A 21,095-nucleotide genomic window follows, 5' to 3' on the forward strand; every position below is an offset into this window, starting at 1 on the left:
GTTTTCATTTATCTTTTATAAGCGGCATCAGATTTTCAAGATCAACTTTATCTTGTAACCGGTTGGCAGCGCGTTTGGCACTGATCAAGTCCTTAAGACCAATAAAATAGGTATTGGTTTTGCCGAATTTACTTTTCTTTCTGTTGGGCCATGCCTTTTTAAAAGTCAATCCTGCAATGTCGGTAAGAATATCAATCCGGACCGGTTCAACCCCTATCTGGAAAATTGTGCCTTTTATCGCCAGATCGTTTATACTGATTTTATTTAGCGGGGCGCCGAAATCGGACAAACATTTATATACCTTACCTGCATTTTCAGCCGTCGGTTCTATCCATATATCCATGTCTTTGGTATACCGGGGTTGAGCATAATAGGAAACAGCAAAGGCTCCAATCAAAAGATATTTGACCTTACCGGTGTTGAAAATGCGTAATAGATCTTCGTAATCTTGGTATATCTCCATTCCGCCCTTTCAATAAATAATATATTTTCAACATATCCCACATAGCTTTCAGGCGTCCGGTTGAACCAACCCTTTGCCAAAAAGAACGATCAAATTCCCGGTTTGACGGACCCAAACGCTCTAGTTTGGTCATAACCACTGGCTTCCTGCCCCTGGTTTTTATTGTTTCTCTTCCCATTATGAACCCATCGTTATTCCGTAGTTAAACATATTGCCGGCTAAATCATCCCCCGAAAGGCCTATCCGGTTGGTTTTTGTTCATCGGATATCATAAACGTTTCAAACCTTTTGTCGCTGTTGGCGGCACCCCGCCAGCGGTGGTGGCAAACATTTCAAACAGTTTTGATCCTGCACTCTTTCAGTTTGCACTTCCCTTCCCGGGCCTTCTGTCCGAACGGCCCGGCCCTCAATCCGGCCAGCCGGCAGGCGGTGTCGTCAATCCGGCATTGCAGTTCCTTTGAGTCGCCCTTCAGGTATTTTACCGCCCCCAGCCCCGCCAGTTCGCCCTCCAGCATGGCGGTGGATGCCTCTTCGATCCCGCTGACATCGCCGGCGGTGAATATCCCCGGGACGGTGGTCATCATCAGATCGTCGTGCCAGGCCACCTGGCCCCCCAGTTCCGGAATGTAGTTCAGCTGACAGCCGGCCTGCCATAAAAGTTCGGTCAAGGGGGAAAGCCCCACCGCCAGGCAGATGGTGTCCACCTCCAGGGTCTGCTGGGTGTCCCCTAGGGTCTGCCATTTATCGTCAATTCTGGATATGACCGCCCCGCTGACCATATCCCCTCCCAAAGCATTTAGGATGGTGTGGCGGGTTAAAATGGGCACCCCCGCCCGGGCGATCTTGGAGGCGTGCACCAGATAGCCTCCGATCTTGGGCAGGCCCTCGATGATGGCCTTGACCTGCACCCCGGCCTGCATCAACTGGTAGGAAACGATAAGCCCGATGTTGCCGGAGCCCACCATCAGCACGCTGTTACCCGGCTTGATGCCGTAGACGTTCATCAGGGTCTGCACCGCCCCGGCTCCGTAGACACCGGGCAGGTCGCTGCCGGGAAAGGATACGAAATTCTCCGAAGCTCCGGTGGCCACCAGAACGGCCCTGGGCTTGAGCGGTGTGACCTTCTCGTTCTGCAGCACCGCCACCGTCCCGTCGGAATAATATCCCACCGCCGAGGCCTGGCGCTCTATTTGGATGCCACGCTTCCCCATCTCCTGCTCCAGCTCCAGGCCTATCTCAAAACCCCGGGTTCCGGCCCGCTCGGCCTTGGAACCGAAGAACATGTGGGTCTGCTTGATCAGCTGGCCCCCAATGGCCTGGTTCTCGTCAACTATCAGCGGCTCCAGGCCGAACTCCGAGGCCGACAGCGCCGCCATCAGCCCGGCCGGGCCGCCCCCGATGATAAGGAAGTCTGTATTTGTCATGGGTCCTTAAAAGCCGTAGAGTAGTATTGATTCAGTTTATTGCGATCCGGCCCCGCCCCTTTTGCCGCCTTACCTGCATTCCCTCGCGGATGGGGGTGACGCAGGAGAAGACATTGGGCACCCCGTCCACCTCCATCAGGCAGGATGAGCACTTGCCCACCGCACAAAAAAAGCCCCGGGGTCTGTCCAGTTTTACGCTGTGGCGCAGCACCTTGATCCCGGCGGCATGCAGAGCAGCGGCAATGGGTTCTCCCTGGTACCCTTCCACCGGCTGCCCTTCGAAATAAAATTTTATCTTGGCCCCTTTTTTGAATTCCAGGATGGGATGCTTGTCTATTCTCATCTGACCGAAATTGGTTGTTATTTATGGATTATTGACGATAAAAAGTAATGATACTGTAAAATATTACTGTTGTCAAGACATTTTATCCCTTGGGGTTAATGCATTTTCAACAGCACCACCCTATCTATCCCGGCCAGATCCTTTTTGATGAATATTTCGGAGGCTGGAAGCGCCCGTCTCATCATCTTGGACACCATCTCCGCCTGCCCCATCCCGACCTCCAGAGCGACAAACCCCGGGTGATTGAGACGGTCGGCCACATCTCCGGCTATCCTGCGGTAGAATTCCAGCCCGTCGGCCCCGCCGTCCAGCGCCATGACCGGTTCACAAAGACTGACCTCGGGCTGGAGTCCGGCTACCTGGCCGGATGGGATATATGGCGGGTTGGACACTATGCAGTCAAACTTTTCGTTTCCCTCGGGGAAAAGATCGGCCTGCACCAAAGACACCCTGCTTTCCAGACCGTGAAGCTTGATATTCTCTTGGGCCAGGTCCAGAGCCTCCGGGCTATAATCGGTGGCTGTTACCATGGCCGAAGCCAGATGCTTTGCCAAAGCAATGGCGATGATGCCACTGCCTGTTCCGATATCCAGAATGGAAAGAAACCCCGGCTGCCAATTCTCCAAAACCTCCTCCACCAGGATCTCGGTCTCGGGCCGGGGGATAAGGGCCCGTTTATCGGACTGGAATTTCAGGCCGTAGAATTCCGTCTGCCCGACGATATGCTGCAACGGCCGGTGCCGGGAGCGATCGGCAAGGTATGATTGATATTTTTCCCGAACGGCCTCGGATACAGTCAGATTGCGGTTCAAATGAAGATAAACCCGCTCCCTGCCCATGACGTATTCCAACAGCAACTCGGCCTCCAGCACCGCATCGGGAATGCCGGCCCGGGTAAGGTGGTCGAAGCCGTAGTTTAAAAGCTCGCCGATGGTCATGATCTTTTTTTAATTCAACCCTATGCTAAATTCATGACCAGGAACGGGTATTGGTAGCTTTAATAGTATGCCAGCTTCGTTCAGCATATTTTTTTTATTAAATGCTACAGTAATGGAATAATAAGCATAGGGTATTATAATACCGGCGAATGGTGTTACAGATGCACCAAAATGCATACCTTTATCAGTCCAGAACATTGTCGGACCAGCCTCAATACCCACACCACGGCTTATTTGATATCCCAAATGTATTTTATTAAATTTCAATTTATCTTCGTTGCCGCATATGTCCAAATTAAGCACTGCAGCATGAGCTAGATTATTGTACCATACGATATAACTAACTTCTGCACCAACCGTTACGCCCCCGCCTTCACCGAATGTATATCCGAACTTTATGCCCGGTGAAATGTATCTTCCTTCATCGGCTGCACCCCTGTTGGCAAAAATAATCATTATAAGAAGAATAAAAATCGGTTTGTATTTCATATTAACCTTTATTCCTCCTCCGCCACTTCCAGGCCCTCGGCCTGTTCGGCATTGGTCAGGCCGTTGATGATCTCGTCTATCTGGCCGTCCATCACCCCGTCCAGGTTGTAGAGGGTCAGCCCGATGCGGTGGTCGGTCACCCGGTTCTGGGGAAAGTTGTAGGTCCGGATCTTTTCGCTGCGATCGCCGGACTTCACCTGCGATTTTCTCTCTTTGGCCAGCTTGGCATTCCGCTCTTCTTCCATTTTTTCCAGCAGGCGGGAACGCAGCACGGTCATGGCCTTGGCCCGGTTCTTGATTTGGGAACGCTCATCCTGGCAGGAGACCACCAGTCCGCTGGGGAGGTGGGTGATCCGCACCGCCGAGTAGGTGGTGTTGACGCACTGCCCGCCGGCCCCGGAGGAGCAGAAGGTGTCCACCCTCAGGTCGCTGGCATTTATCTGCAGATCAACCTCCTCGGCCTCGGGCAGGACCGCCACGGTGGCCGCCGAGGTGTGCAGCCGGCCCGAGGCTTCGGTGCGCGGCACCCTTTGGACCCGGTGCACCCCGCTTTCGTATTTATAATGCCCGTAGGTTCCCTCGCCCTGCACGGTGAAGATCACTTCCTTGAAGCCGCCCAGCTGGGTGGGATTGGAATTCATGATTTCTATCTTGAATCCCTTGCGCTCGGCATACCGGACGTACATCCGGTAAAGGTCACCGGCGAATATGGCCGCCTCCTCGCCGCCGGTCCCGGCCCGGATCTCCACAATGGCGTTCTTAAAATCGCTGGGATCCTTGGGCACCAGCAGTTTTTTAAGCTCCTCGGTAAGGGTCTGATATCTGGCCTCCAGTTCCGGGATCTCGGCCTGGGCCATCTCCGTCAGTTCCTTGTCACCCCTCTCGGCCGCCAATGCCTTATTGTCCTCCAGTTGTTTGGCGGTATCCCAATACTCGGCATATTTGGCAATTATGGGGGAGGTCTGGCGGTACTCCCGGGACAGATCACGGTATTTCTGCTGATCGGATATGATCGCCGGATCGCTGATCAGCTTCTCCAGTTCCCGGTAGCGTTCTTCGATCTTTATAAGTTTCTTTTCTATCATCTCGATAATGTCCTGGGTTTGATGTTGAACCCGATGGCGAAGGGGCACAATACGTCGGCCATCCGGTGTTTGTAGGAATCGGGGTCGATGTAATAGGCGGCTATCTTGATGAACCAATTGTCGGTGGTGCCGGACAGGGTGCCGTCCTCGTTGTAGCTCCAGTATTTATCCTTGGCCTTGTCCTTGATCTCCATCACGATGTAGACGTGTCCCGGGCTCATGCCGTAAAGGTCGTCCTCGCTCAGCGCGGTGTTGTGCCGGGGATGGGAATGGAAATCGCCCACGATGTACAGATTTGGCAGATTCTCGAAAAAATTCACTATCCGGGCGTACGATTTGTCCCTGGCCTTGACCCAGGTGGCGTGCCGCTCGGCCTTCTGGCAGGCGATGGCGTTGACCACCATGAACATGTCGCCGTCCCGATGGCCCAGCAGCAGCCCGTAGGATTCCTTCTTGTAGACCTCGATGGCCGAGACCAGCAGGCCCCAAAATGCCGCTTCATTGATGAACACCTGCATCAGTAATATACCTCCATCAGGCACAGGCCGCAAGCCGGGGCGGTCTTGCCGGCCAGGGTCCGGTCCTTGGCAGCCAGGATATTGGGGAGATCTTTGTGATCCATCTGCCCGCGGGCCATGTCTATCATCGTTCCGACCAGGATGCGGACCATGTTGTGCAGAAAACGATTGGCCCTGATCTCGAAGGTCCACCTGTCGTCGGCAAAGCTCCACTCGGCCTTCTCCACCCGGCAGATGAAGTTGTTGACCTCGGCCTGGGCCGAGGCAAAGGCGGTGAAATCGTGCTGCCCCAGTATCTGCCCCGCCAGATCTTGCAGAACAGCCGGATCGGCCCTATATGTCATCCGCCAGGCGCAGCGCTCCCGCAGCGGTGAGCGCCGGAAGATCATCTGGTACCGGTAGCGCCGGCTCTGGGCGTCGAACCGGGAGTGAAAATCCTCCGCCGCCTCCTCGGCCTGGAGGATGGCCACATCGCGGGGAAGCCGGGAGTTCAGACCTTCGTCAAAGGCCTTTAAGGGAATGTCACGGGAGGTCTTGAAATTGGCCACCTGCCCGGCGGCATGGACCCCGGCATCGGTCCGTCCGGAGCCCAGGACGGAGATCTTCTCCTCCAGCATGGAGGAAAGCTTTTCCTCCAACAGGCCCTGGACCGTCCTCTGGCCGGGCTGGACCTGCCACCCGGCAAAATCAGTCCCGTCGTACTCTATGTTTAGCTTGATATTGCGCAATGATGACTTGTAATTTTAACATTAAACTTGGGGTTTAGCAAGAGAGGTAAAATTGAGGACTTCAATCAATCCAAAACTTATCATATATATTATTGTAATACATACGCCCACTATCCGTGACACGTAGCCATATATTTGCCTTATCGGCAAATATATTATTTATATCAATGCCTTTTTCCGGTTTCCCTGAATTCGCATTTACTGCCATAATATATTCATTATGCAATAAATAAATTAAAGAATTTATAATGTCAACATTTGTCAATTTACATTCTCTATATTCTTTCACCAACCGGTCCTTATATGATTCTTCAATCGGGGTTTCCTTTATAATCGTATCCACAGTTTCATCATCAATCTCAAGCATATCCAAAATAAGGGCATTTATGAAATCTTGATTATTATCCATCTTGTTCTCTCTTAGATTTTTTCTTTGTGTCTTAGTGTCTTTGTGGTTCAAACCAACTCCACCCCGTTCAACTCAGAATATATCGCCCCTTCGCTGGTCAGGGTGCTTTTCAGTAATACCAGGCGATTGAATTCAAAACCCTTTTGGAGAATAACGGCCTGGTTTATCGCATCCCTCAATTGCATGAGGTTCTTGTTCGACCGCACCCGCCCCAGGGTCAGATGCGGGCTGAACTCCCGGGCCTTATCCTCCTGGGAGATATCGGCCGTCAGTTTTTCCACTTGGCGATAAATTTCTTTTATCTCTTCCGCGCCCTGCGACAGCCCGGCCCAGATCACCTTCGGCCTGTCCACCGAGGGGAAGGCCCCCAGCCCGCCCAGGCCCGAATCAATCGCCTTAAATTTCCCCTTCAGCGTACTGAGCGCCAGCCCGGCCCGCAGGGCATCGGCCTCCGGGGTCTCGCCCAGGAATTTAAGGGTCAAATGGATATTGGCCGGGTCCACCCATTTGACATCAGCCCCGGTCTTTTTTAATTGCCCGATGATGTCCCCCAGTTTTATCTTAATCTCAAGCGGCAGTTCCAGGGCAATAAAACAGCGGATAATTTTCTGGGTGTTCATTTTATATTAAGTGACAGATTTGTCACACTGAGGATTGCCTTTATTACACAAATCGAATGTGTGGCAGTAGATTCTTCGGTTGCACGGCATGAAGTCAGACTCAGAATGACGCTGGCAAGGATATTTATTTCAATAAATATAGCCTCAGCATATTCAGCGCCGCCTGGGTAGCCGATTCCTTTATATGCCGGCGCTGGCCCAGGAACCTTCGTTCCTCAACCATCGTCCCTTTGGGCCCGGCCACTGCCATAAACACCAAGCCCACTGGTTTTTTGTCGGTCCCTCCGGCCGGCCCGGCGATGCCGGTTATGGTCAGCCCTAAATCGCTGCCCAGCCTTCCCCGCACTCCGTTGGCCATCTCTATCGCCGTCTCCTTGCTGACCGCGCCGTGCAGGCGCAGTGTCTGCGATTTGACCCCCAGCATTTTTTCTTTGAGAACATTGCTGTAGGCGATGACCGAACCCAGGAAATTGACGGATGACCCGGGAACATCGGTGATCCGGTCGGCGATCAACCCGCCGGTGCAGGACTCGGCAGTGGTCAGGGTCAGCTTCTTTTCCTTCAGCAGACGTCCGACCGCCTGCTCCATGGTCTCATCATCCTGCCCGTAGATCACATTCCCCAACAATTGTTTTATTTTCGCTGATAATTCCTGCAGTTTTGCACTGATCTGGCTGGCATCTTTACCCGACATGGTCAGTCTTAGGTCGACCCCCAGACGGGTCGGCAGATAGGCCAGGGTGCCTTTGGCCAGGCATTTTTCAAAGGGGGCAAGCTTCTCGGCAATGACGGATTCGGGTATCCCGGTGGTCCTCAGGGTCAGCATATTGATCTTCATCCCACAACTCAATCCCGCCAGCCTTTCCTTAAGCGAACCGGCAAAGATGGCCCTCATCTCGCGGGGCACGCCGGGCATAAGGATCAATATCTTTTTACCTTTTTTGAACAACAGACCCGGGGCGGTGCCTTCGGGATTGAACAGAACTGCGGCCCTGTCCGGCACCATGGCCTGCCACCGGTTGCAGGCCGGCATCTCTATTCCCCGCTTGGCAAAACGGGACCGAATATGTTCCAGAGTCCCTTTATCCAGTTTTAATTTTGATTTGAAAAACCTAGCCGCAACTTTCTTGGTGATATCGTCGCTGGTCGGCCCCAGCCCGCCGGTGCATAGGACGATATCAGAATCCGACAAGGCCTGTTTGAAGGCCATTTGAATATCAATGGCCCTGTCCCCAACGGAGATCTTGAGAACCACCGGGATGCCTATCGTTCCCAATTCCTGTGACAGGTATGCGGCATTGGTATCTAACGTCATCCCGGAAAGGATCTCGTTTCCTATGGTGATTATGGCGGCTTTCATAATATCATAATTTTCATCTCCCCTTATCCCCTCCTTGATCAAGGAGGGGACCAAAGGGGTGGTCTGATCTTTATTTAAAGGCATTGATTATAGCCGCAACCAATACTTTCAACGGAACATTATTGGCCGGCCAAAATATCATTATCACAATTTGTCCTAGAACATTGGTATATATTCCGGCCAACACATCGTCGGCCACCACCCCCCACCCGCCGGGGAGTTTTTGGATCTGCCTTGCGCCCAGCGGTTTTATGATATCCATGGCCCGGAACATAAAGAACGCAATCAAAAAGACAACCCACGTTTTGGGCAGGAACAACAGAGATATCCACATCCCGGCCACTTCGTCTATCACGATCTTCCCGTTGTCGTGCCCCCATTTTTTCTCGGCCTGGGTCGCCGACCAGACCCCAAGGAATAATGACAGAGCCAGCAATAATGCACTTACCCATAAAAAAGGCGGCGCCAGCCACCAGATGACAAGAGCCAGCAGGCTCCCGGCAGTGCCCGGAGCGATTGGGGAATATCCCGAGCCGAAACCTGAGGCCAATATCAAAGCTATTTTATTTTTTATAATTTTCATTTTTTACATATTATCCTTGAACAGTCCCAGGATCAGCCAGCGGTTCTTGATCACATAATCCACCCCGGACAGCAGGGTTAAAAGCATGGCCAGGAACAGCAGGGCATCGAAAGAGAATTTCAAGTCGGCCAGAAACTGCCAGGAGATGCTGATAAGTCCCGCATCCACGCAATCGTTGAGGCAGATGTGCAGCAGGATCGCGAATACCGCGGTCATCTGGCTGAAGGTCTTGATCTTGGCCAGAAAACTGGACTCCATCACCTCCCGGCGGTAGGCCACCAGGGTTCTCAGGCCCATTATCAGGAACTCCCGCCCTATTATGACCATCACCATCCAGGTGCTGGCCGACTTCAGCGCCACGAACGAGATCAGGGCCAGGGCGATCAGGAACTTGTCGGCCACCGGATCCATGAACTTCCCGAAGTCGGTCTGCTGCCCGTTCTTGCGGGCCAGATATCCGTCCAGCAGATCGGTGATCGAGGCCAGGATGAAAAGGGCCAGGGCCCCCAGCCGGGAATAGACATTGTCCACCAGCAGCAGGGCCATGAAGACCGGGCTGATAATCAGCCGGCTCAGAGTGAGGATATTGGGCAGATTCATCGTCATGTCGTAAATTTAACAGATTTTGCAAGCTATGTCAAACAATAAAGTTAGCCCAATTATTAAGGATAGCCCAGGAACCTGATTCCCGGCCAGGCACTCTAATATTTATTAAACAAAAGCTTGACAAACGCATATTCGCTGGTTATCATTGTAAAATGAAAGGAGAACGGAAATGAAAACAAAATTGGCCCTTATTGCCTTATTGTTGCTTGGCTCTCTTGGGACACCGGGCTTGCTGGCCGATACCGACGTCAAGATCAACATTAACCTGCCTTTGGTTCAGATCAAGGACGAACCGGTGATGGCGGTGATACCCGGGACCTACATCTATTTCATCTACGGCTACGAGCATGACTTCTTCTACTACGGCGGATACTGGTGGCGGTTTCACCACAACCGCTGGTACCGGGCCCACCATTACAACGGTCCGTGGAAATACCGAAAGGACAAGTATGTCCCGGCCCCGTTCTTTAAACTCTCCCCCCAGTGGCGCAAGATGACCATAGACCATTCCGGCTTCAAATACCAGGAGGTGAAGAAGAACTGGAAACAATGGGAAAAGGGGAAACGCTGGGAGAAGAAGCAGGACAAAAAAGAGATGAAGAAGGATAACAAGGAGGAAAAGCAGAACCAGCAGGACGACAAGGACAAGAAAGACAAAGATAACAAGAAATCCGGCAAGGGCCGGAAGTAACTTCCGGAGAGAACACAAAAAGGGCGCTGAGTTCAGCGCCCTTTTTATTATCATTTATTTTATGACCACCATCTTTTTGACGGCGGTGCTGCCGGCGGCGTTCAGCTGATAGAAATAGACGCCGTTGGAGACAGCCCGGCTGTTCCAGTTGATGGTGTTGTTGCCCGCGTTGCCGCGGCCGTTGATGGTGCTGACAACCTGTCCGGCCACGTTGTAGACCTTGAGGCTGTAGTCCCCGGCCTTGGGTAGGCTGAAGGAGATGACGGTATTGCCGTTCACCGGGTTGGGCCGGTTCTGGTTCAGCACGAAGGGCTGGACCACATTGACCGGCTTGCCGCTGATGCCGGACCAATCGTTGTGATTTATGATGGTACCGTTATAAAAGAAATCATAGATTTCACTCCAAGGAGATGCTTCCCCGCCGAAGTGGGAGCGAACCTTGTAGTACCACACCCCGGTCTCGGGCATGCCGGCCACGCCCAAGTAGTTGATGTCCAATAAATCACGGTAGTACCAATTGCCGAACCACCAGTCATTTGCCTTGGATATAGTCACCTCATACTGGCCGTTGACGCCGATGGCCGGTGACCAGATGAAGTTCAGTGTGTCGTTGTTGACGGTGTCCATCACCCCATCGATAGGGCCGCCCACTCCACTTTCATATGAACCGCATAATAGAGGTGCTATGTATATTTCACTGGGTCTGGTAGGTACAGACAGCAATGCGCTAGTAGGAACACTCAGGTAATACAAGCTGTCCATTGTGGCCGGTGGGGCTAATATATGTAACTTTTCCCCTCCGGCGTATTCGGCCGCTTCGACAAAGCTATAGTCAAAGTTGGCTCCGTCGTTTGTCAGGTAAACGGGCTGCAGCCAGGTGTTGCCGCCATCGGTTGAAGCCACCCCGATAATATCGGTGGTGGTATTGGAGTCCTCCGAATAGCCCACATAAGTGGCAAAGATATTGCCATACTGATCATAACTGATGGATGGGTAATCGGCATAGGAACCCACCAGGTCGCCCGGCGTCACCCCGGCCAGGTTGCCCGGTATCTCGGATATGCGGGAGCAGGTCCATTGGGAAAGATCACCTGCCGTAGTGGGATGATATTCAAACAATGCCACGCCGTTCCATACGCTGTCGGAATGAGCATAAAGCAGGTGTGGCCTGTCACCCACCCAGCAGCCATCGAAGCGGTACCACCAGCCGCCAGAGGTATATTGATAAGGGTGCCCGTTGGCATCGGTGCCGGAAGCTGTTAAAATATTTACCGTCCCCCAATTTATGCCACCATCAGTTGATATCCTGTACATGGGGCGGCAATTCCAGGTAATAGTATCCTCCGTTTCCTCCCAGAAGGCGAAAACAGTATCCCCACTGGGAGAGAAAATCCAATCTGCGTTATCCTGGTCGTTATTTGGTGTATCGTACCAGATGCTCCAGCCCCAGGGATTATCAATATCCCAGGGATATTCCCAATCGCTTAAAGTTTTGTCGGTAGTAAGGGCCACGAAAAGTGAGGCATCACCACCAAAGGCACCGTGTGGGAATGCACTGCAAATCAATCGAAAATCTACTCCATCATCTGCAATAGACATGTTTGGAAGATACATATTGCCAGAATCTGTGAGAGCGACTGGAGGAATAAGCCAAAGCCCTGACCCAAAGCCACCTAAATCATAAGCTATATTTATTGGCCAAGTTCCAATGTTTGTTCTATCCTGCCATATATAATAAGGCGTGAAAAAATGATCCGCTGCCAAGGCGGAATAAGTGCGCGAATTCCTGTTGGCAACAATCGTTTGATTATACCAGTGTTGGCCTACGTCCTCCGAATATGCAAGGGTGAGGTTAGATGGTGCTCCGCCAGAGCCACTATACTGAGAATACAACACCATCAGAGAATCTCCGCTTTTGCTGGAAACAATGCTTTTAGCACAGCCCGGTGTTATGGTCCGCCAGGCATCTACATAGCCCATGGGGCCGATAACCATCATTCCCGCCGGCCTCTTGGCGGCCGGTGATTTCACGGGCAAGTTTTGATCGGCAGGCCCTTCGCGGGGTATACCCTTTTTGACCGGAGCGGCTAAAAGGCATGTCCAGCCGATAAGCAAAGCAAAAGAAACCAACCATGATCTTTTCATATCCGCCTCCGCAAATAATTAAAGGATGGGACCCTTCAGGTGTCCGATACCGGACGTCTGAAGTATAATCCCACCCTATCTGAATGTCAATAAATAAATTTATTTTATTCTACTTCGAGCACTGCCTTAGCGAACCATTCCTTCACCTGCCGGTATTTGGCCTTCAGGTCCTCCGGGCCTTTCACAAAATAAAGCTCCTCCAGCCTTTTCACCACCTCCGGCGGCAGGTCGTAATTGGCATATTTTGACCGGAAGGTGTAATGATACGGAGAGTGCTTCATCCGCAGGACCGCCAGCAGTCCGCTCAGGGCGAAGTTGAAATAGAAATCGAAGGCATCCAGATAATTGCCCCGATTGTATTCCTTGTCGAAGAACAGCTGAAAGATGTCCAACCGAACCTTGGCCCGCTCCAACGCCATTAACATGTTTTGTTTGAATTTCTCCCTGTCCAGCGGCTGGGAGGCGATGATATTCTTGCGGTCGAAATGAACTATCGGATTGCCGTGGATCTCCGGCTCCAGGAACTTATCCGGCTTTTCCAGATCGCCCACCGCCAGATCTATCAGCAGGAACGGGCTGGCCTGCCTCAACCGGTAGAATTTCTGGAAGAAACCATGGGAGGTAGGCTGGGGAACATCGAAGATCAGGTCGAACCCGACCAGCTTTTCAATGGCCGTTTCAACGGTTTCGAAGACCCGGGGGATGGACTCCCAGTCGGCGATGACCATGAAGTCTATGTCGCTCCACTGGTCCACCCGGCCAAAGGCCGCCGCCCCGCCCTGCCACAGGGCGTGGACATAACTGAATGGTTCCAAGGCGTTTACCACGGCCTTGATGATCTGTTCCCTCTGCAACTTGTTTTCGGCCATCATTTGATCCTTTCCGACATTATTCCAATGAAATGCTTTCCAGTTCCTTCACCCACTCCCGGTAATCCTTCCGAAATTGCCAGCCGGGTCGGGAAAGAATGGTGTCCTTGGCTTCCTTTCCATACCTGTTTTTTCCTGTCACCCGGTACAGCCGGTAAAGCATCTCGGCCTGTACCTTGATGGAAGCTGCCTTGACCAGCGGCTCTATTGCCGACTCATAACCTTCCCGGGACATTTCTCCCGTAGCCAAGCGTATCTCGGCTTCGGTTTTGGACAGTCCGGCCAGGTATTCCTGACGGTTCATAGATTCGGCCAGCTGGCGGGCCTGGCTGACATATTCCAGGGCTAGTGCTGTCTCGGCCAGGGCCAGGGTAGACTTGGCCATATCCCCCAGACATTCGCACAGATATTCCTTGACCAAAAGTTCCTCGAACAGCTTCCTGGCTGCGGTGTAATCATCCATTGCAAGCCGGTACTCCCCTTTATCTGCCAGAATATTTCCCCTGGTAAAACAGACTATCGCCTCTCCCCTGCGGTCGCCCATCTGGCGGGCTATATCCAGGCTCTTGCCGACCAGGGACAGGGCCTGGCCAAAATCCGCCCGGTACGAAAGGACCTTTCCGATGTTGTTGTTCACCACCCTCTCGCCGCCCAAGTTCCCCATCTCCTTGGCGATATCCAGGCTTTGGTAATAGCAGGCTAGGGCTTTTTCGTAATCCTCCCTGTGGTCGTATATGGCGGCCAGGTTGTTGAGGCCCACCCTAAGCGAGTATTTATCGCCGATCTGTTTGGCAATGGTTATCTGTTTTTGGTAGCATTCCTCCGCCAGATCATAATCGCCCCTGGAGAAATGGATGCCGCCCAGGTTAGCATAATCGGTGCCGATCAACTGCAGATTGTTATCCTCCAGATCGATCTTCATCTTCTGCTCGTTGCACTCCATGGCCCTGTCATGCTCTCCCATATACCAGTACATAAGGCCCATGTTTCCCTGGATGATGCTCATCGACTGCCGGTCACCAAGCTGCCTGGCTTGCTGCAGGGCTTGGTCGAAAAACCGGCCGGCCTTTTCGTAATCTCCGGTGTTGCGGTAGAGGTTTCCCAGGTTTCCCATGGTAGTACAGACCTGGTGCCGGTATCCTCCTTTCTCGCTTATATCCAGGGACTCCTGATATAAAGGCAAAGCCTCCTGGAATCGGCCCCTCTGCATCAGCAGGAATCCCAGGTGGTTTGTTATCTCGGCTATCATATCTCCGGTGCCGGCTCTCCGCACCACCTCAAGTATCTTTGAATACTGGGACTCTGCCTCATTCCAATCTCCGATCTTGGCCAGCACCTCGGTCCGCCGGTTATGAATGGAAAAAGGATAAAAACTGAAGCCCTGCCGGACGGCTGTAGCATCGGCAATGGTAAGAATGATATTGTCTTTGAATCTTGATAATTTCATTTTGAGGGGTAATGCAGAACAAGCGGGTTAATAAAACCCGCTTGTTCTTGAAATTTCCTTATATCTTTGTTTCCGCGCCCTTTTTAAGGGCCTTGACATTAAGCTCCAGCATCTCCGGTTTGGCCCGCTTGAAGACCTTGCCCAGGGCCTTGGCGATGGATTCGACCGATAATGCCCCGGTCAGCCCGGCATAGGCCCCCAGGGCCACCATGTTGGCGATCTTGGTGGTGCCGATCTCCTCGGCGATCTTGTTGCAGGGCACGTAGGCCACCTTGATGTCGGATCGCTTGGGCCTGGAATTGACCAGCGAACTGTTGATGATCAGCAATCCGCCGGGTTTTATCAACGGCTCGAACTTGGCCAGGGACGGTTCGTTCATCACTATCACGGTGTCGGGGCGGGAGACCACCGGGCTGGAAACCTCTTCGGAGGCGATGACCACCGAGCAATTGGCGGTGCCGCCGCGCATCTCGGCGCCGTAGGCCGGAAACCAGGAGACGTTCTTGTTCTCCAGCAGTCCGGCCTGGGCCAGCAGGATGCCGGCCGAGATCACCCCCTGTCCGCCGAAACCGGAGATTCTAATTCCTTGATACATTATTTCTGCCCTCCTTCCTGTTCCGTGGAGCGGAACACGCCCAGCGGATACAACGGCATCATCTTCTCGTCCACAAATTTTGCGCCCTGCAGGGAGGTCATCCCCCAGTTGGTGGGGCACATGGAAAGTATCTCCACCAGCGAGAAGCCTTTTCCCTCGACCTGATTCTGAAAGGCCTTTTTGATGGCCCGCTTGGTCTTGATCACTCCCTGGGCGCTGCTGACCGCGGTCCGCTCCAGATATCTGGCCCCCTCCAGCTGGGACAGCAGTTCGCAGACCTTGATAGGATAGCCGTTGACCTTGGGATCGCGCCCCTTGGGACAGGTGGTGGCCGTCTGGCCCACCAGAGTGGTGGGGGCCATCTGTCCTCCGGTCATGCCATAGATGGCATTGTTGATGAAGATGATGGTGATGTTTTCGGAACGGGCCGCCGAATGGACCGTCTCGGCCATTCCGATAGAGGCCAGATCGCCGTCCCCCTGGTAGGAGAACACGATGCAGTCGGGCTGGGAGCGTTTGATGCCGGTGGCGATGGCCGGGCCGCGGCCATGCGGCCCCTGGATCATGTCGCAGTTGAAATAATCGTCGGAGAACACCGCGCACCCCACCGGGGCCACCCCCACGGTCCTTTGCCTGATATCCAGTTCATCCATCACTTCGGCGATCAGCCTATGCACTATCCCGTGGCCGCAGCCCGGACAGTAATGCATTTTAATGTCGACCAGGCTGGATGGCTTTTTATTGACAAGCTCCATTATCTACGCCCTCCTTTCTTGGTCGATTTTTTGGCAGTCTTTATTTTTACCGTTTTCTTTTTGATCGGCGGGGATTTTTTAACCGGCTGGGACTTCTTGGTCGGCTGGGCTTTCTTGGGGGTTTTGGCCTTTTTAGCCGGTTTGATCTTTTCAACTTTTTTAGCCGCCAGCGCCGGCTTGATGCTCTGGTAAAGCTTTTCCACCACGGCGAACACTTCCTCGCCCGAGGGGATCCCGGCCGGCCGGGCGTAGAGATCGACCTGGGCAGTGCCATTGACGGCCAGACGAACGTCGTCCACGAACTGTCCCTGGCTCATCTCCACCACCAGGAAATTCTCCACCCGTTGGGCCAATTTGGCCAGCTGTTTCTTGGGGAACGGCCACAGGGTGATGGGCCGGAACAGCCCGACCTTGAGCCCCTTGTCGCGGGCCATCTTCATGGCGGCTGCGGCGATGCGGGAGGAGGTGCCGTAGGCCACCAGCACCAGCTGGGCATCCTGGATGTTCTTTTCCTCGAACTGGACCTCGCGGTCCTCGATCTCCTGGAATTTTTTGGCCCGGGCCCAGTTCATCTTCTCCAATTCCCCCTCCCGGAGATCGTAGGAACGGACGATCCTCTTCTTTCTTCCGGCGGCGTTGCCCAGAGACCAATCGGGTTTCTTTAAGGTGGCCGGATCCACCGGCGTAAATTTGAATTCCACCGGCTCCATCATCTGCCCCAGGATGCCGTCGGCCAGGATCATGGCCGGCATCCGGTATTTTTCGGCCAGTTCGTAGCATTTCTTGGGGAAATTGCCCATCTCGTCCACCGAGTTGGGGGCCAGCACGATGGTGTGGTAATCCCCGTGTCCACCGCCCTTGACCGACTGATAGTAGTCGCCCTGGGAGGCGGCGATGTTGCCCAGCCCCGGGCCGCCCCGGACCACATTGGCAAAGAATATCGGCAGGTCGGCCCCGGCGCAATAGGAGATCCCCTCCTGTTTGAGACTGATGCCCGGACTGGAGGAGGAGGTCATGGTGCGGATCCCGGTAGCCGCAGCTCCGTAGATCATATTGATGGCCGACACCTCTGATTCGGCCTGGACAAAGGTCCCGCCCGCTTCGGGAAGGCGCCAGGACATGTACTCCGGCACCTCGTTCTGCGGAGTGATGGGATACCCGGAAAAGAAGCGGCATCCGGCCAGGACCGCGCCCTCGGCCAGAGCTTCATTGCCCTTCATTAAGATCTTTTCACCCATTTATTTTCTCCTAAAAGTTTAGCTTAAACAGAAAAGGCGTGGACAAGGGTCGATACACTTTACTTCCACACCGCGATGGCCAGATCGGGGCATATCTGGGCGCACAGGCCGCAGCCTATGCAGCAATCCTCTTTGGCCAGCTTGGCCGGGTAATAGCCGGTAACGCTGAAGGTGTCGGACATCTCTATGCAGCTTTTAGGACAGGCCTTGGTGCATAGTTCACATCCTTTGCAGCGGGTCTCATCGACCCTGATTTCTGGCATAGTGGACCTCCTGAAATTATATATTAATGATTTTGATTGACGGCAAATAAAGCCCTTTTATTGTATCAGAATCGGGAATTATTTTCAAGAGAAATAAAAAAGAGGTTGCCTTAACAACCTCTTTAACAGAATCAGCCTATTCCTTGTTAATCGTGAATATACGCTTCCTCTCCATGCAAACTGGCATCAAGGCCGTTCATCTCTTCGGCCTCGGTGGTTCTTACCGGAGAGATCTTGTTGATGACGATCAATGCCAGATAGGAGAACAGAAAGGCGTATATCGAAGCGCCCGCCACGGCCACGGTCTGCTTGACAAAAAACCCGGGATTGCCGTAAAACCATCCATTGGCCCCGTTGGCATTGACCGTAGTGGTGGCGAACAAGCCCAGCAGGAGGACACCGATGGTCCCGCCGACCCCGTGAACCCCCCACACATCCAGGGAATCGTCCCAGCCCAGCTTGTTTTTAAGGCTTATGGCGCCGTAGCATACCATCCCGGCAATAATGCCTATCATGGCTGCGGTCTGGACTGTGACATAGCCGGCGGCCGGGGTTATGGTGGCCAGCCCGGCGATCGATCCGGTCAGCAGACCCAAGAGCTTCGGTTTCTTTTCAAAGATCCAGGCCATTATCAGCCAGGTGATGGCGGCGAATGACGCGGCGGTATCGGTGTTCAAAAAAGCCAGGGAAGTGATCTGATCCACCCGCAATTCGCTTCCGGCGTTGAAGCCGTACCATCCGAACCACAGCAGGCCGGTTCCCAGGGCCACCAGCGGAATGCTGTGCGGTCCCCGCTCGGCCACCCTGCGGCGTCCCACGTAGAACACCGAGGCCAGGGCCGCCATCCCGGCTATGGCATGCACCACTATTCCGCCGGCGAAATCCAGTACTCCCCAGCTTTGCAGAAGGCCGCCGCCCCAGATCATATGGACCATCGGGAAATAAACGAAAATCAGCCAGACCGTCAGAAACATCAGGTACGGAACGAAACGGATGCGATTGGTAAAAGCCCCGGTTATCAGCGCCGGGGTGATGATGGCAAACATCATCTGGTAGGCAATGAACACGAACAATGGGATATTGTTTCCGGCCAGAGGGGTCATGACGTCGATCCCCTTGAAAAAGACCATGTCGAAATTGCCGATTATCCCCGCGATATCGGTTCCTCCGGCCATGGTGCCGGAAAAACACATGGAATAGCCGAAGGCGAACCACAGGACCGAGGTCCACCCCATGGACACAAAACTCTGAAGCATGATCGCCAGCACGTTCTTGCGGCCCACCAGACCGCCGTAAAAGAACGCCAGTCCGGGGGTCATCAACATGACCAGACTGGTGGCCACCAGCATGAACCCGGTATTGCCAGTATCGAACATATTTTGCTCCTTATTGTTTTGATGATTTGTTGATCACTGGCTACAGTTTAAAATATGCCGGGGCTTTCTGCCATAGGGATATCCCTGAAAAAGGCCTTCGCGTAACCTGATAATGACCGGCATAAAAAATCCCGGCCCCTGTCAGCAGGGCCGGGAGATCCTGCGGTCATCCGCAATCACAATGTCGTCAAGCCTTCCCTTACGGCATATTTGGTAAGTTCGGCGATGCCGCGAAGATTGAGCTTCTGCATCAGTTGCTGGCGGTGGGTCTCCACCGTCTTGACGCTGATTGACAGCTTATCGGCCGTCTGCCTGGTGCTCTTTCCCTCGGCCAGCAACTGCAGCACCTCTCTTTCCCTGGCCGATAATAGCGAATAAACGCTGGGGTCGGCATCGCGCTCATTGATGAGATAGTCCCGGACCAGGACATCAGTGATGTCGGAACTTAAATATATCTTTCCTTTAACGATGGATTTTATCGCCTGAATGAGTTCCTCAAAGGCCGAGTCCTTTAGCAGATAGCCCATGGCCCCGGCCTTGAGGGCTTCCATCACATAGCGGCGGTCAGCATGCATGGATAAGATCATTATCTTTGCTGCCGGGCAGATTTCCTTAACCCTCCGGGTCGCCCCTATCCCGTTCAGCCCCGGCATGGTTATGTCCATGATCACCAGGTCGGGCAGGTGCTCCTGGGCCAGTTTGACCACCGCCAGCCCGTCGCTGGTCTCCGCCACCACCTTTATCCCGGATTGTTTTTCCAGCAGGGTTTTCAAGCCCTCCCGCACGATCTTGTGGTCGTCGGCAATGATGATCTTCAGCGTCATCCCGCCTCCTTTCCGTCCGTCCGGCAGATGATGACCGCCTGGGTGCCGCCACCCGGAAGCGGCGCCAAGCTCAGCCGGCCTCCGAAACAACCCAATTGTTCCCGGATGCTGAACAGACCGAAGCCTCCGGGTTCCACCGCTCCACCGGCGCCTTTTTCAACCAGCCCTATCCCGTCGTCGGAGACTTCGATGGTCAGCCTCCCGCCGGAGTTTGTCAAGACGATGAACATGTTGTCTGCTCCGGCATGTTTGATGATGTTGACCATCAGCTCCCGCACCGACCGGAATAAGGTGACCCGCAGATCTTCGGATAGCTGCAGCTTTGGGCCACGGCATAACAGCTTGACCGCCTTCCCGTATTTTCGGCGGGTCTGCTCGGCCAGCCACTCCAGCCCGGCCTCAAACCCCAGATCGTACAGCACCGGTGGACTTAGTTCAAAGGTCAGGTTCCTGGTGTAGCTAATGGTCTGCTCCAGCAGCATCCGGATCTCTTCCAGATCCCTTTCCGCCCCGCTGAAGACCGCATTGCCTTCCAGATTTTTAAGCTTGACCCGGATCATAGCCAAGGCCTGGCCGATATGGTCGTGCAGGTCGGAGGCAATGGCCCGCCTTTCCCTCTCTTCGGTCAGCGTCAACTCCGAAGCAAGTTTTTTCAACTTTTGCTGGTATCTTATGATCGTCTGCTCCGACCGCTTTCGCTCGGCAATTTCAGCTTTAAGTTTGAGGTTGGCATCGTTCAGCAAAGAGGTCCGTTTGGCGACCTTCTCTTCCAGATGATCCAGGGCATCGTGGATAGCCTTCTGGGCCGATCTCTTCTGGTAAAAAGCATGCAGCATTTTGGCCAGAGAATCAATCAACTGCCGTTCCTCTTTGAGGAATGGGCCCTCAAATGCGGCCTTTTGCTTGATCAGATAGGAAACCTCTATCCGGCCCCTTTTCCCGCCACCAATGCCGAAGAAGCTGGATTGTTTCCATCTGGTGGCCGCATAATTCGGAGTGGCGAGGCTTAGATCACCGGCCACTATCCGGGCGGCGGCATCCCGGGGGTATTGCCAGGCCGCCGGCAGTATTTTGATGAATTCCCCGAGGATCTTCTCAACACCCTTCCGGTCGTTTTGCAGGATGGCCGAAGCTTTATGCAAAGCGGTCAACTCCTTGACCCGTTCCTGAAACTGCCACAACAGGCGGTCTTTGCTATTTTGGCTGGTTTTATTCATATATGATATCAGTCGCTATAATTGCCGTAAGTTTAACCTTAATATCGCCAAAAGGCAAGTTAAAATTTATTTTCTGCTCATTTGCGGCATATAACAAAACCCTTGACAC

Annotated in this window: 24 protein-coding genes; 1 reads left to right on the forward strand and 23 read right to left on the reverse strand. The window is 53.5% G+C overall.

Annotated elements, in window-relative coordinates; genetic code table 11:
- Window positions 1–4: 4 nt before the first annotated feature.
- The 13 genes from A2273_07195 to A2273_07255 form a co-directional block, all read right to left on the reverse strand.
- Entirely contained in the window at window positions 5–463 is a 459-nt protein-coding gene (locus tag A2273_07195) for a hypothetical protein (GenBank protein ID OGF08711.1), read from the reverse strand.
- 332 nt (window positions 464–795) lie between these two features.
- On the reverse strand, window positions 796–1,887 hold the full coding sequence (locus A2273_07200) for a pyridine nucleotide-disulfide oxidoreductase (GenBank protein OGF08712.1): 1,092 nt from the start codon (window positions 1,885–1,887) through the stop codon (window positions 796–798).
- A 31-nt stretch (window positions 1,888–1,918) separates the two neighbouring features.
- Window positions 1,919–2,230, reverse strand: a complete 312-nt coding sequence (locus A2273_07205; GenBank protein OGF08713.1) for a pyridine nucleotide-disulfide oxidoreductase — start codon at window positions 2,228–2,230, stop codon at window positions 1,919–1,921.
- Window positions 2,231–2,325: 95 nt separating this feature from the next.
- Complete coding sequence (locus A2273_07210) at window positions 2,326–3,168, reverse strand: protein-(glutamine-N5) methyltransferase, release factor-specific (GenBank protein ID OGF08714.1); 843 nt, start codon at window positions 3,166–3,168, stop codon at window positions 2,326–2,328.
- 9 nt (window positions 3,169–3,177) lie between these two features.
- Entirely contained in the window at window positions 3,178–3,657 is a 480-nt protein-coding gene (locus tag A2273_07215) for a hypothetical protein (protein ID OGF08715.1), read from the reverse strand.
- 8 nt (window positions 3,658–3,665) lie between these two features.
- Window positions 3,666–4,742, reverse strand: a complete 1,077-nt coding sequence (locus tag A2273_07220; protein OGF08716.1) for a peptide chain release factor 1 — start codon at window positions 4,740–4,742, stop codon at window positions 3,666–3,668.
- Complete coding sequence (locus A2273_07225; protein ID OGF08717.1) at window positions 4,739–5,260, reverse strand: hypothetical protein; 522 nt, start codon at window positions 5,258–5,260, stop codon at window positions 4,739–4,741. Before A2273_07225 ends, A2273_07220 begins: the two co-directional genes overlap by 4 nt.
- Window positions 5,260–5,988, reverse strand: coding sequence for a tRNA pseudouridine(38-40) synthase TruA (locus A2273_07230; GenBank protein OGF08718.1), 729 nt, complete (start codon window positions 5,986–5,988; stop codon window positions 5,260–5,262). Before A2273_07230 ends, A2273_07225 begins: the two co-directional genes overlap by 1 nt.
- Before the next feature lie 61 nt (window positions 5,989–6,049).
- A complete protein-coding gene (locus A2273_07235; protein OGF08719.1) occupies window positions 6,050–6,448 on the reverse strand; it encodes a hypothetical protein in 399 nt (132 codons plus the stop codon).
- Window positions 6,445–6,999, reverse strand: a complete 555-nt coding sequence (locus A2273_07240) for a 2'-5' RNA ligase (GenBank protein OGF08757.1) — start codon at window positions 6,997–6,999, stop codon at window positions 6,445–6,447. Before A2273_07240 ends, A2273_07235 begins: the two co-directional genes overlap by 4 nt.
- 142 nt (window positions 7,000–7,141) lie before the next feature.
- Window positions 7,142–8,377, reverse strand: coding sequence for a competence/damage-inducible protein A (locus A2273_07245; protein OGF08758.1), 1,236 nt, complete (start codon window positions 8,375–8,377; stop codon window positions 7,142–7,144).
- A gap of 70 nt (window positions 8,378–8,447) precedes the next feature.
- Window positions 8,448–8,960, reverse strand: a complete 513-nt coding sequence (locus tag A2273_07250; GenBank protein OGF08720.1) for a hypothetical protein — start codon at window positions 8,958–8,960, stop codon at window positions 8,448–8,450.
- A 3-nt stretch (window positions 8,961–8,963) separates the two neighbouring features.
- Complete coding sequence (locus A2273_07255) at window positions 8,964–9,560, reverse strand: CDP-diacylglycerol--glycerol-3-phosphate 3-phosphatidyltransferase (protein ID OGF08721.1); 597 nt, start codon at window positions 9,558–9,560, stop codon at window positions 8,964–8,966.
- A gap of 175 nt (window positions 9,561–9,735) precedes the next feature.
- Between A2273_07255 and A2273_07260 the strand changes: the two genes are divergently transcribed.
- Window positions 9,736–10,257 (forward strand): hypothetical protein, encoded by a 522-nt coding sequence (locus A2273_07260; GenBank protein OGF08722.1) that lies wholly within the window; start codon window positions 9,736–9,738, stop codon window positions 10,255–10,257.
- A gap of 54 nt (window positions 10,258–10,311) precedes the next feature.
- Here A2273_07260 and A2273_07265 read toward each other — a convergent pair whose 3' ends face one another.
- The 10 genes from A2273_07265 to A2273_07310 all read right to left on the reverse strand — a co-directional run bounded on the left by A2273_07265 (window position 10,312) and on the right by A2273_07310 (window position 20,986).
- Window positions 10,312–11,376, reverse strand: coding sequence for a hypothetical protein (locus tag A2273_07265; GenBank protein OGF08723.1), 1,065 nt, complete (start codon window positions 11,374–11,376; stop codon window positions 10,312–10,314).
- A 1,130-nt stretch (window positions 11,377–12,506) separates the two neighbouring features.
- Window positions 12,507–13,274, reverse strand: a complete 768-nt coding sequence (locus A2273_07270) for a hypothetical protein (protein OGF08724.1) — start codon at window positions 13,272–13,274, stop codon at window positions 12,507–12,509.
- 16 nt (window positions 13,275–13,290) lie between these two features.
- Window positions 13,291–14,718 (reverse strand): hypothetical protein, encoded by a 1,428-nt coding sequence (locus A2273_07275; GenBank protein OGF08725.1) that lies wholly within the window; start codon window positions 14,716–14,718, stop codon window positions 13,291–13,293.
- Between the two features lie 58 nt (window positions 14,719–14,776).
- Window positions 14,777–15,313 (reverse strand): 2-oxoacid:ferredoxin oxidoreductase subunit gamma, encoded by a 537-nt coding sequence (locus A2273_07280; protein OGF08726.1) that lies wholly within the window; start codon window positions 15,311–15,313, stop codon window positions 14,777–14,779.
- Window positions 15,313–16,068, reverse strand: coding sequence for a 2-oxoglutarate oxidoreductase (locus tag A2273_07285; protein ID OGF08727.1), 756 nt, complete (start codon window positions 16,066–16,068; stop codon window positions 15,313–15,315). Before A2273_07285 ends, A2273_07280 begins: the two co-directional genes overlap by 1 nt.
- Complete coding sequence (locus A2273_07290) at window positions 16,068–17,306, reverse strand: 3-methyl-2-oxobutanoate dehydrogenase subunit VorB (protein ID OGF08728.1); 1,239 nt, start codon at window positions 17,304–17,306, stop codon at window positions 16,068–16,070. Before A2273_07290 ends, A2273_07285 begins: the two co-directional genes overlap by 1 nt.
- A gap of 59 nt (window positions 17,307–17,365) precedes the next feature.
- Window positions 17,366–17,569 (reverse strand): tungsten formylmethanofuran dehydrogenase, encoded by a 204-nt coding sequence (locus tag A2273_07295; protein OGF08729.1) that lies wholly within the window; start codon window positions 17,567–17,569, stop codon window positions 17,366–17,368.
- Window positions 17,570–17,715: 146 nt separating this feature from the next.
- Entirely contained in the window at window positions 17,716–18,945 is a 1,230-nt protein-coding gene (locus A2273_07300; GenBank protein OGF08730.1) for an ammonium transporter, read from the reverse strand.
- 176 nt (window positions 18,946–19,121) lie between these two features.
- Window positions 19,122–19,769 carry a DNA-binding response regulator gene (locus A2273_07305; GenBank protein OGF08731.1) on the reverse strand — a complete coding sequence of 216 codons (648 nt, stop codon included), beginning with the start codon at window positions 19,767–19,769 and terminating at the stop codon, window positions 19,122–19,124.
- Complete coding sequence (locus A2273_07310; protein ID OGF08732.1) at window positions 19,766–20,986, reverse strand: hypothetical protein; 1,221 nt, start codon at window positions 20,984–20,986, stop codon at window positions 19,766–19,768. Before A2273_07310 ends, A2273_07305 begins: the two co-directional genes overlap by 4 nt.
- Window positions 20,987–21,095 lie beyond the last annotated feature (109 nt).

The organism is Candidatus Edwardsbacteria bacterium RifOxyA12_full_54_48 (genome assembly GCA_001777915.1).
Classification (GTDB): domain Bacteria; phylum Edwardsbacteria; class AC1; order AC1; family EtOH8; genus UBA2226.

What these genes read in the sequence shown, in the direction of transcription:
- A2273_07195 (OGF08711.1), bottom strand. Translation starts at nt 463, where the DNA reads ATGGAGATATACCAAGATTACGAAGATCTATTACGCATTTTCAACACC.
- A2273_07200 (OGF08712.1), bottom strand. Translation starts at nt 1,887, where the DNA reads ATGACAAATACAGACTTCCTTATCATCGGGGGCGGCCCGGCCGGGCTG.
- A2273_07205 (OGF08713.1), bottom strand. Translation starts at nt 2,230, where the DNA reads ATGAGAATAGACAAGCATCCCATCCTGGAATTCAAAAAAGGGGCCAAG.
- A2273_07210 (OGF08714.1), bottom strand. Translation starts at nt 3,168, where the DNA reads ATGACCATCGGCGAGCTTTTAAACTACGGCTTCGACCACCTTACCCGG.
- A2273_07215 (OGF08715.1), bottom strand. Translation starts at nt 3,657, where the DNA reads ATGAAATACAAACCGATTTTTATTCTTCTTATAATGATTATTTTTGCC.
- A2273_07220 (OGF08716.1), bottom strand. Translation starts at nt 4,742, where the DNA reads ATGATAGAAAAGAAACTTATAAAGATCGAAGAACGCTACCGGGAACTG.
- A2273_07225 (OGF08717.1), bottom strand. Translation starts at nt 5,260, where the DNA reads ATGCAGGTGTTCATCAATGAAGCGGCATTTTGGGGCCTGCTGGTCTCG.
- A2273_07245 (OGF08758.1), bottom strand. Translation starts at nt 8,377, where the DNA reads ATGAAAGCCGCCATAATCACCATAGGAAACGAGATCCTTTCCGGGATG.
- A2273_07250 (OGF08720.1), bottom strand. Translation starts at nt 8,960, where the DNA reads ATGAAAATTATAAAAAATAAAATAGCTTTGATATTGGCCTCAGGTTTC.
- A2273_07255 (OGF08721.1), bottom strand. Translation starts at nt 9,560, where the DNA reads ATGAATCTGCCCAATATCCTCACTCTGAGCCGGCTGATTATCAGCCCG.
- A2273_07260 (OGF08722.1), top strand. Translation starts at nt 9,736, where the DNA reads ATGAAAACAAAATTGGCCCTTATTGCCTTATTGTTGCTTGGCTCTCTT.
- A2273_07270 (OGF08724.1), bottom strand. Translation starts at nt 13,274, where the DNA reads ATGATGGCCGAAAACAAGTTGCAGAGGGAACAGATCATCAAGGCCGTG.
- A2273_07275 (OGF08725.1), bottom strand. Translation starts at nt 14,718, where the DNA reads ATGAAATTATCAAGATTCAAAGACAATATCATTCTTACCATTGCCGAT.
- A2273_07280 (OGF08726.1), bottom strand. Translation starts at nt 15,313, where the DNA reads ATGTATCAAGGAATTAGAATCTCCGGTTTCGGCGGACAGGGGGTGATC.
- A2273_07285 (OGF08727.1), bottom strand. Translation starts at nt 16,068, where the DNA reads ATGGAGCTTGTCAATAAAAAGCCATCCAGCCTGGTCGACATTAAAATG.
- A2273_07290 (OGF08728.1), bottom strand. Translation starts at nt 17,306, where the DNA reads ATGGGTGAAAAGATCTTAATGAAGGGCAATGAAGCTCTGGCCGAGGGC.
- A2273_07295 (OGF08729.1), bottom strand. Translation starts at nt 17,569, where the DNA reads ATGCCAGAAATCAGGGTCGATGAGACCCGCTGCAAAGGATGTGAACTA.
- A2273_07300 (OGF08730.1), bottom strand. Translation starts at nt 18,945, where the DNA reads ATGTTCGATACTGGCAATACCGGGTTCATGCTGGTGGCCACCAGTCTG.
- A2273_07305 (OGF08731.1), bottom strand. Translation starts at nt 19,769, where the DNA reads ATGACGCTGAAGATCATCATTGCCGACGACCACAAGATCGTGCGGGAG.
- A2273_07310 (OGF08732.1), bottom strand. Translation starts at nt 20,986, where the DNA reads ATGAATAAAACCAGCCAAAATAGCAAAGACCGCCTGTTGTGGCAGTTT.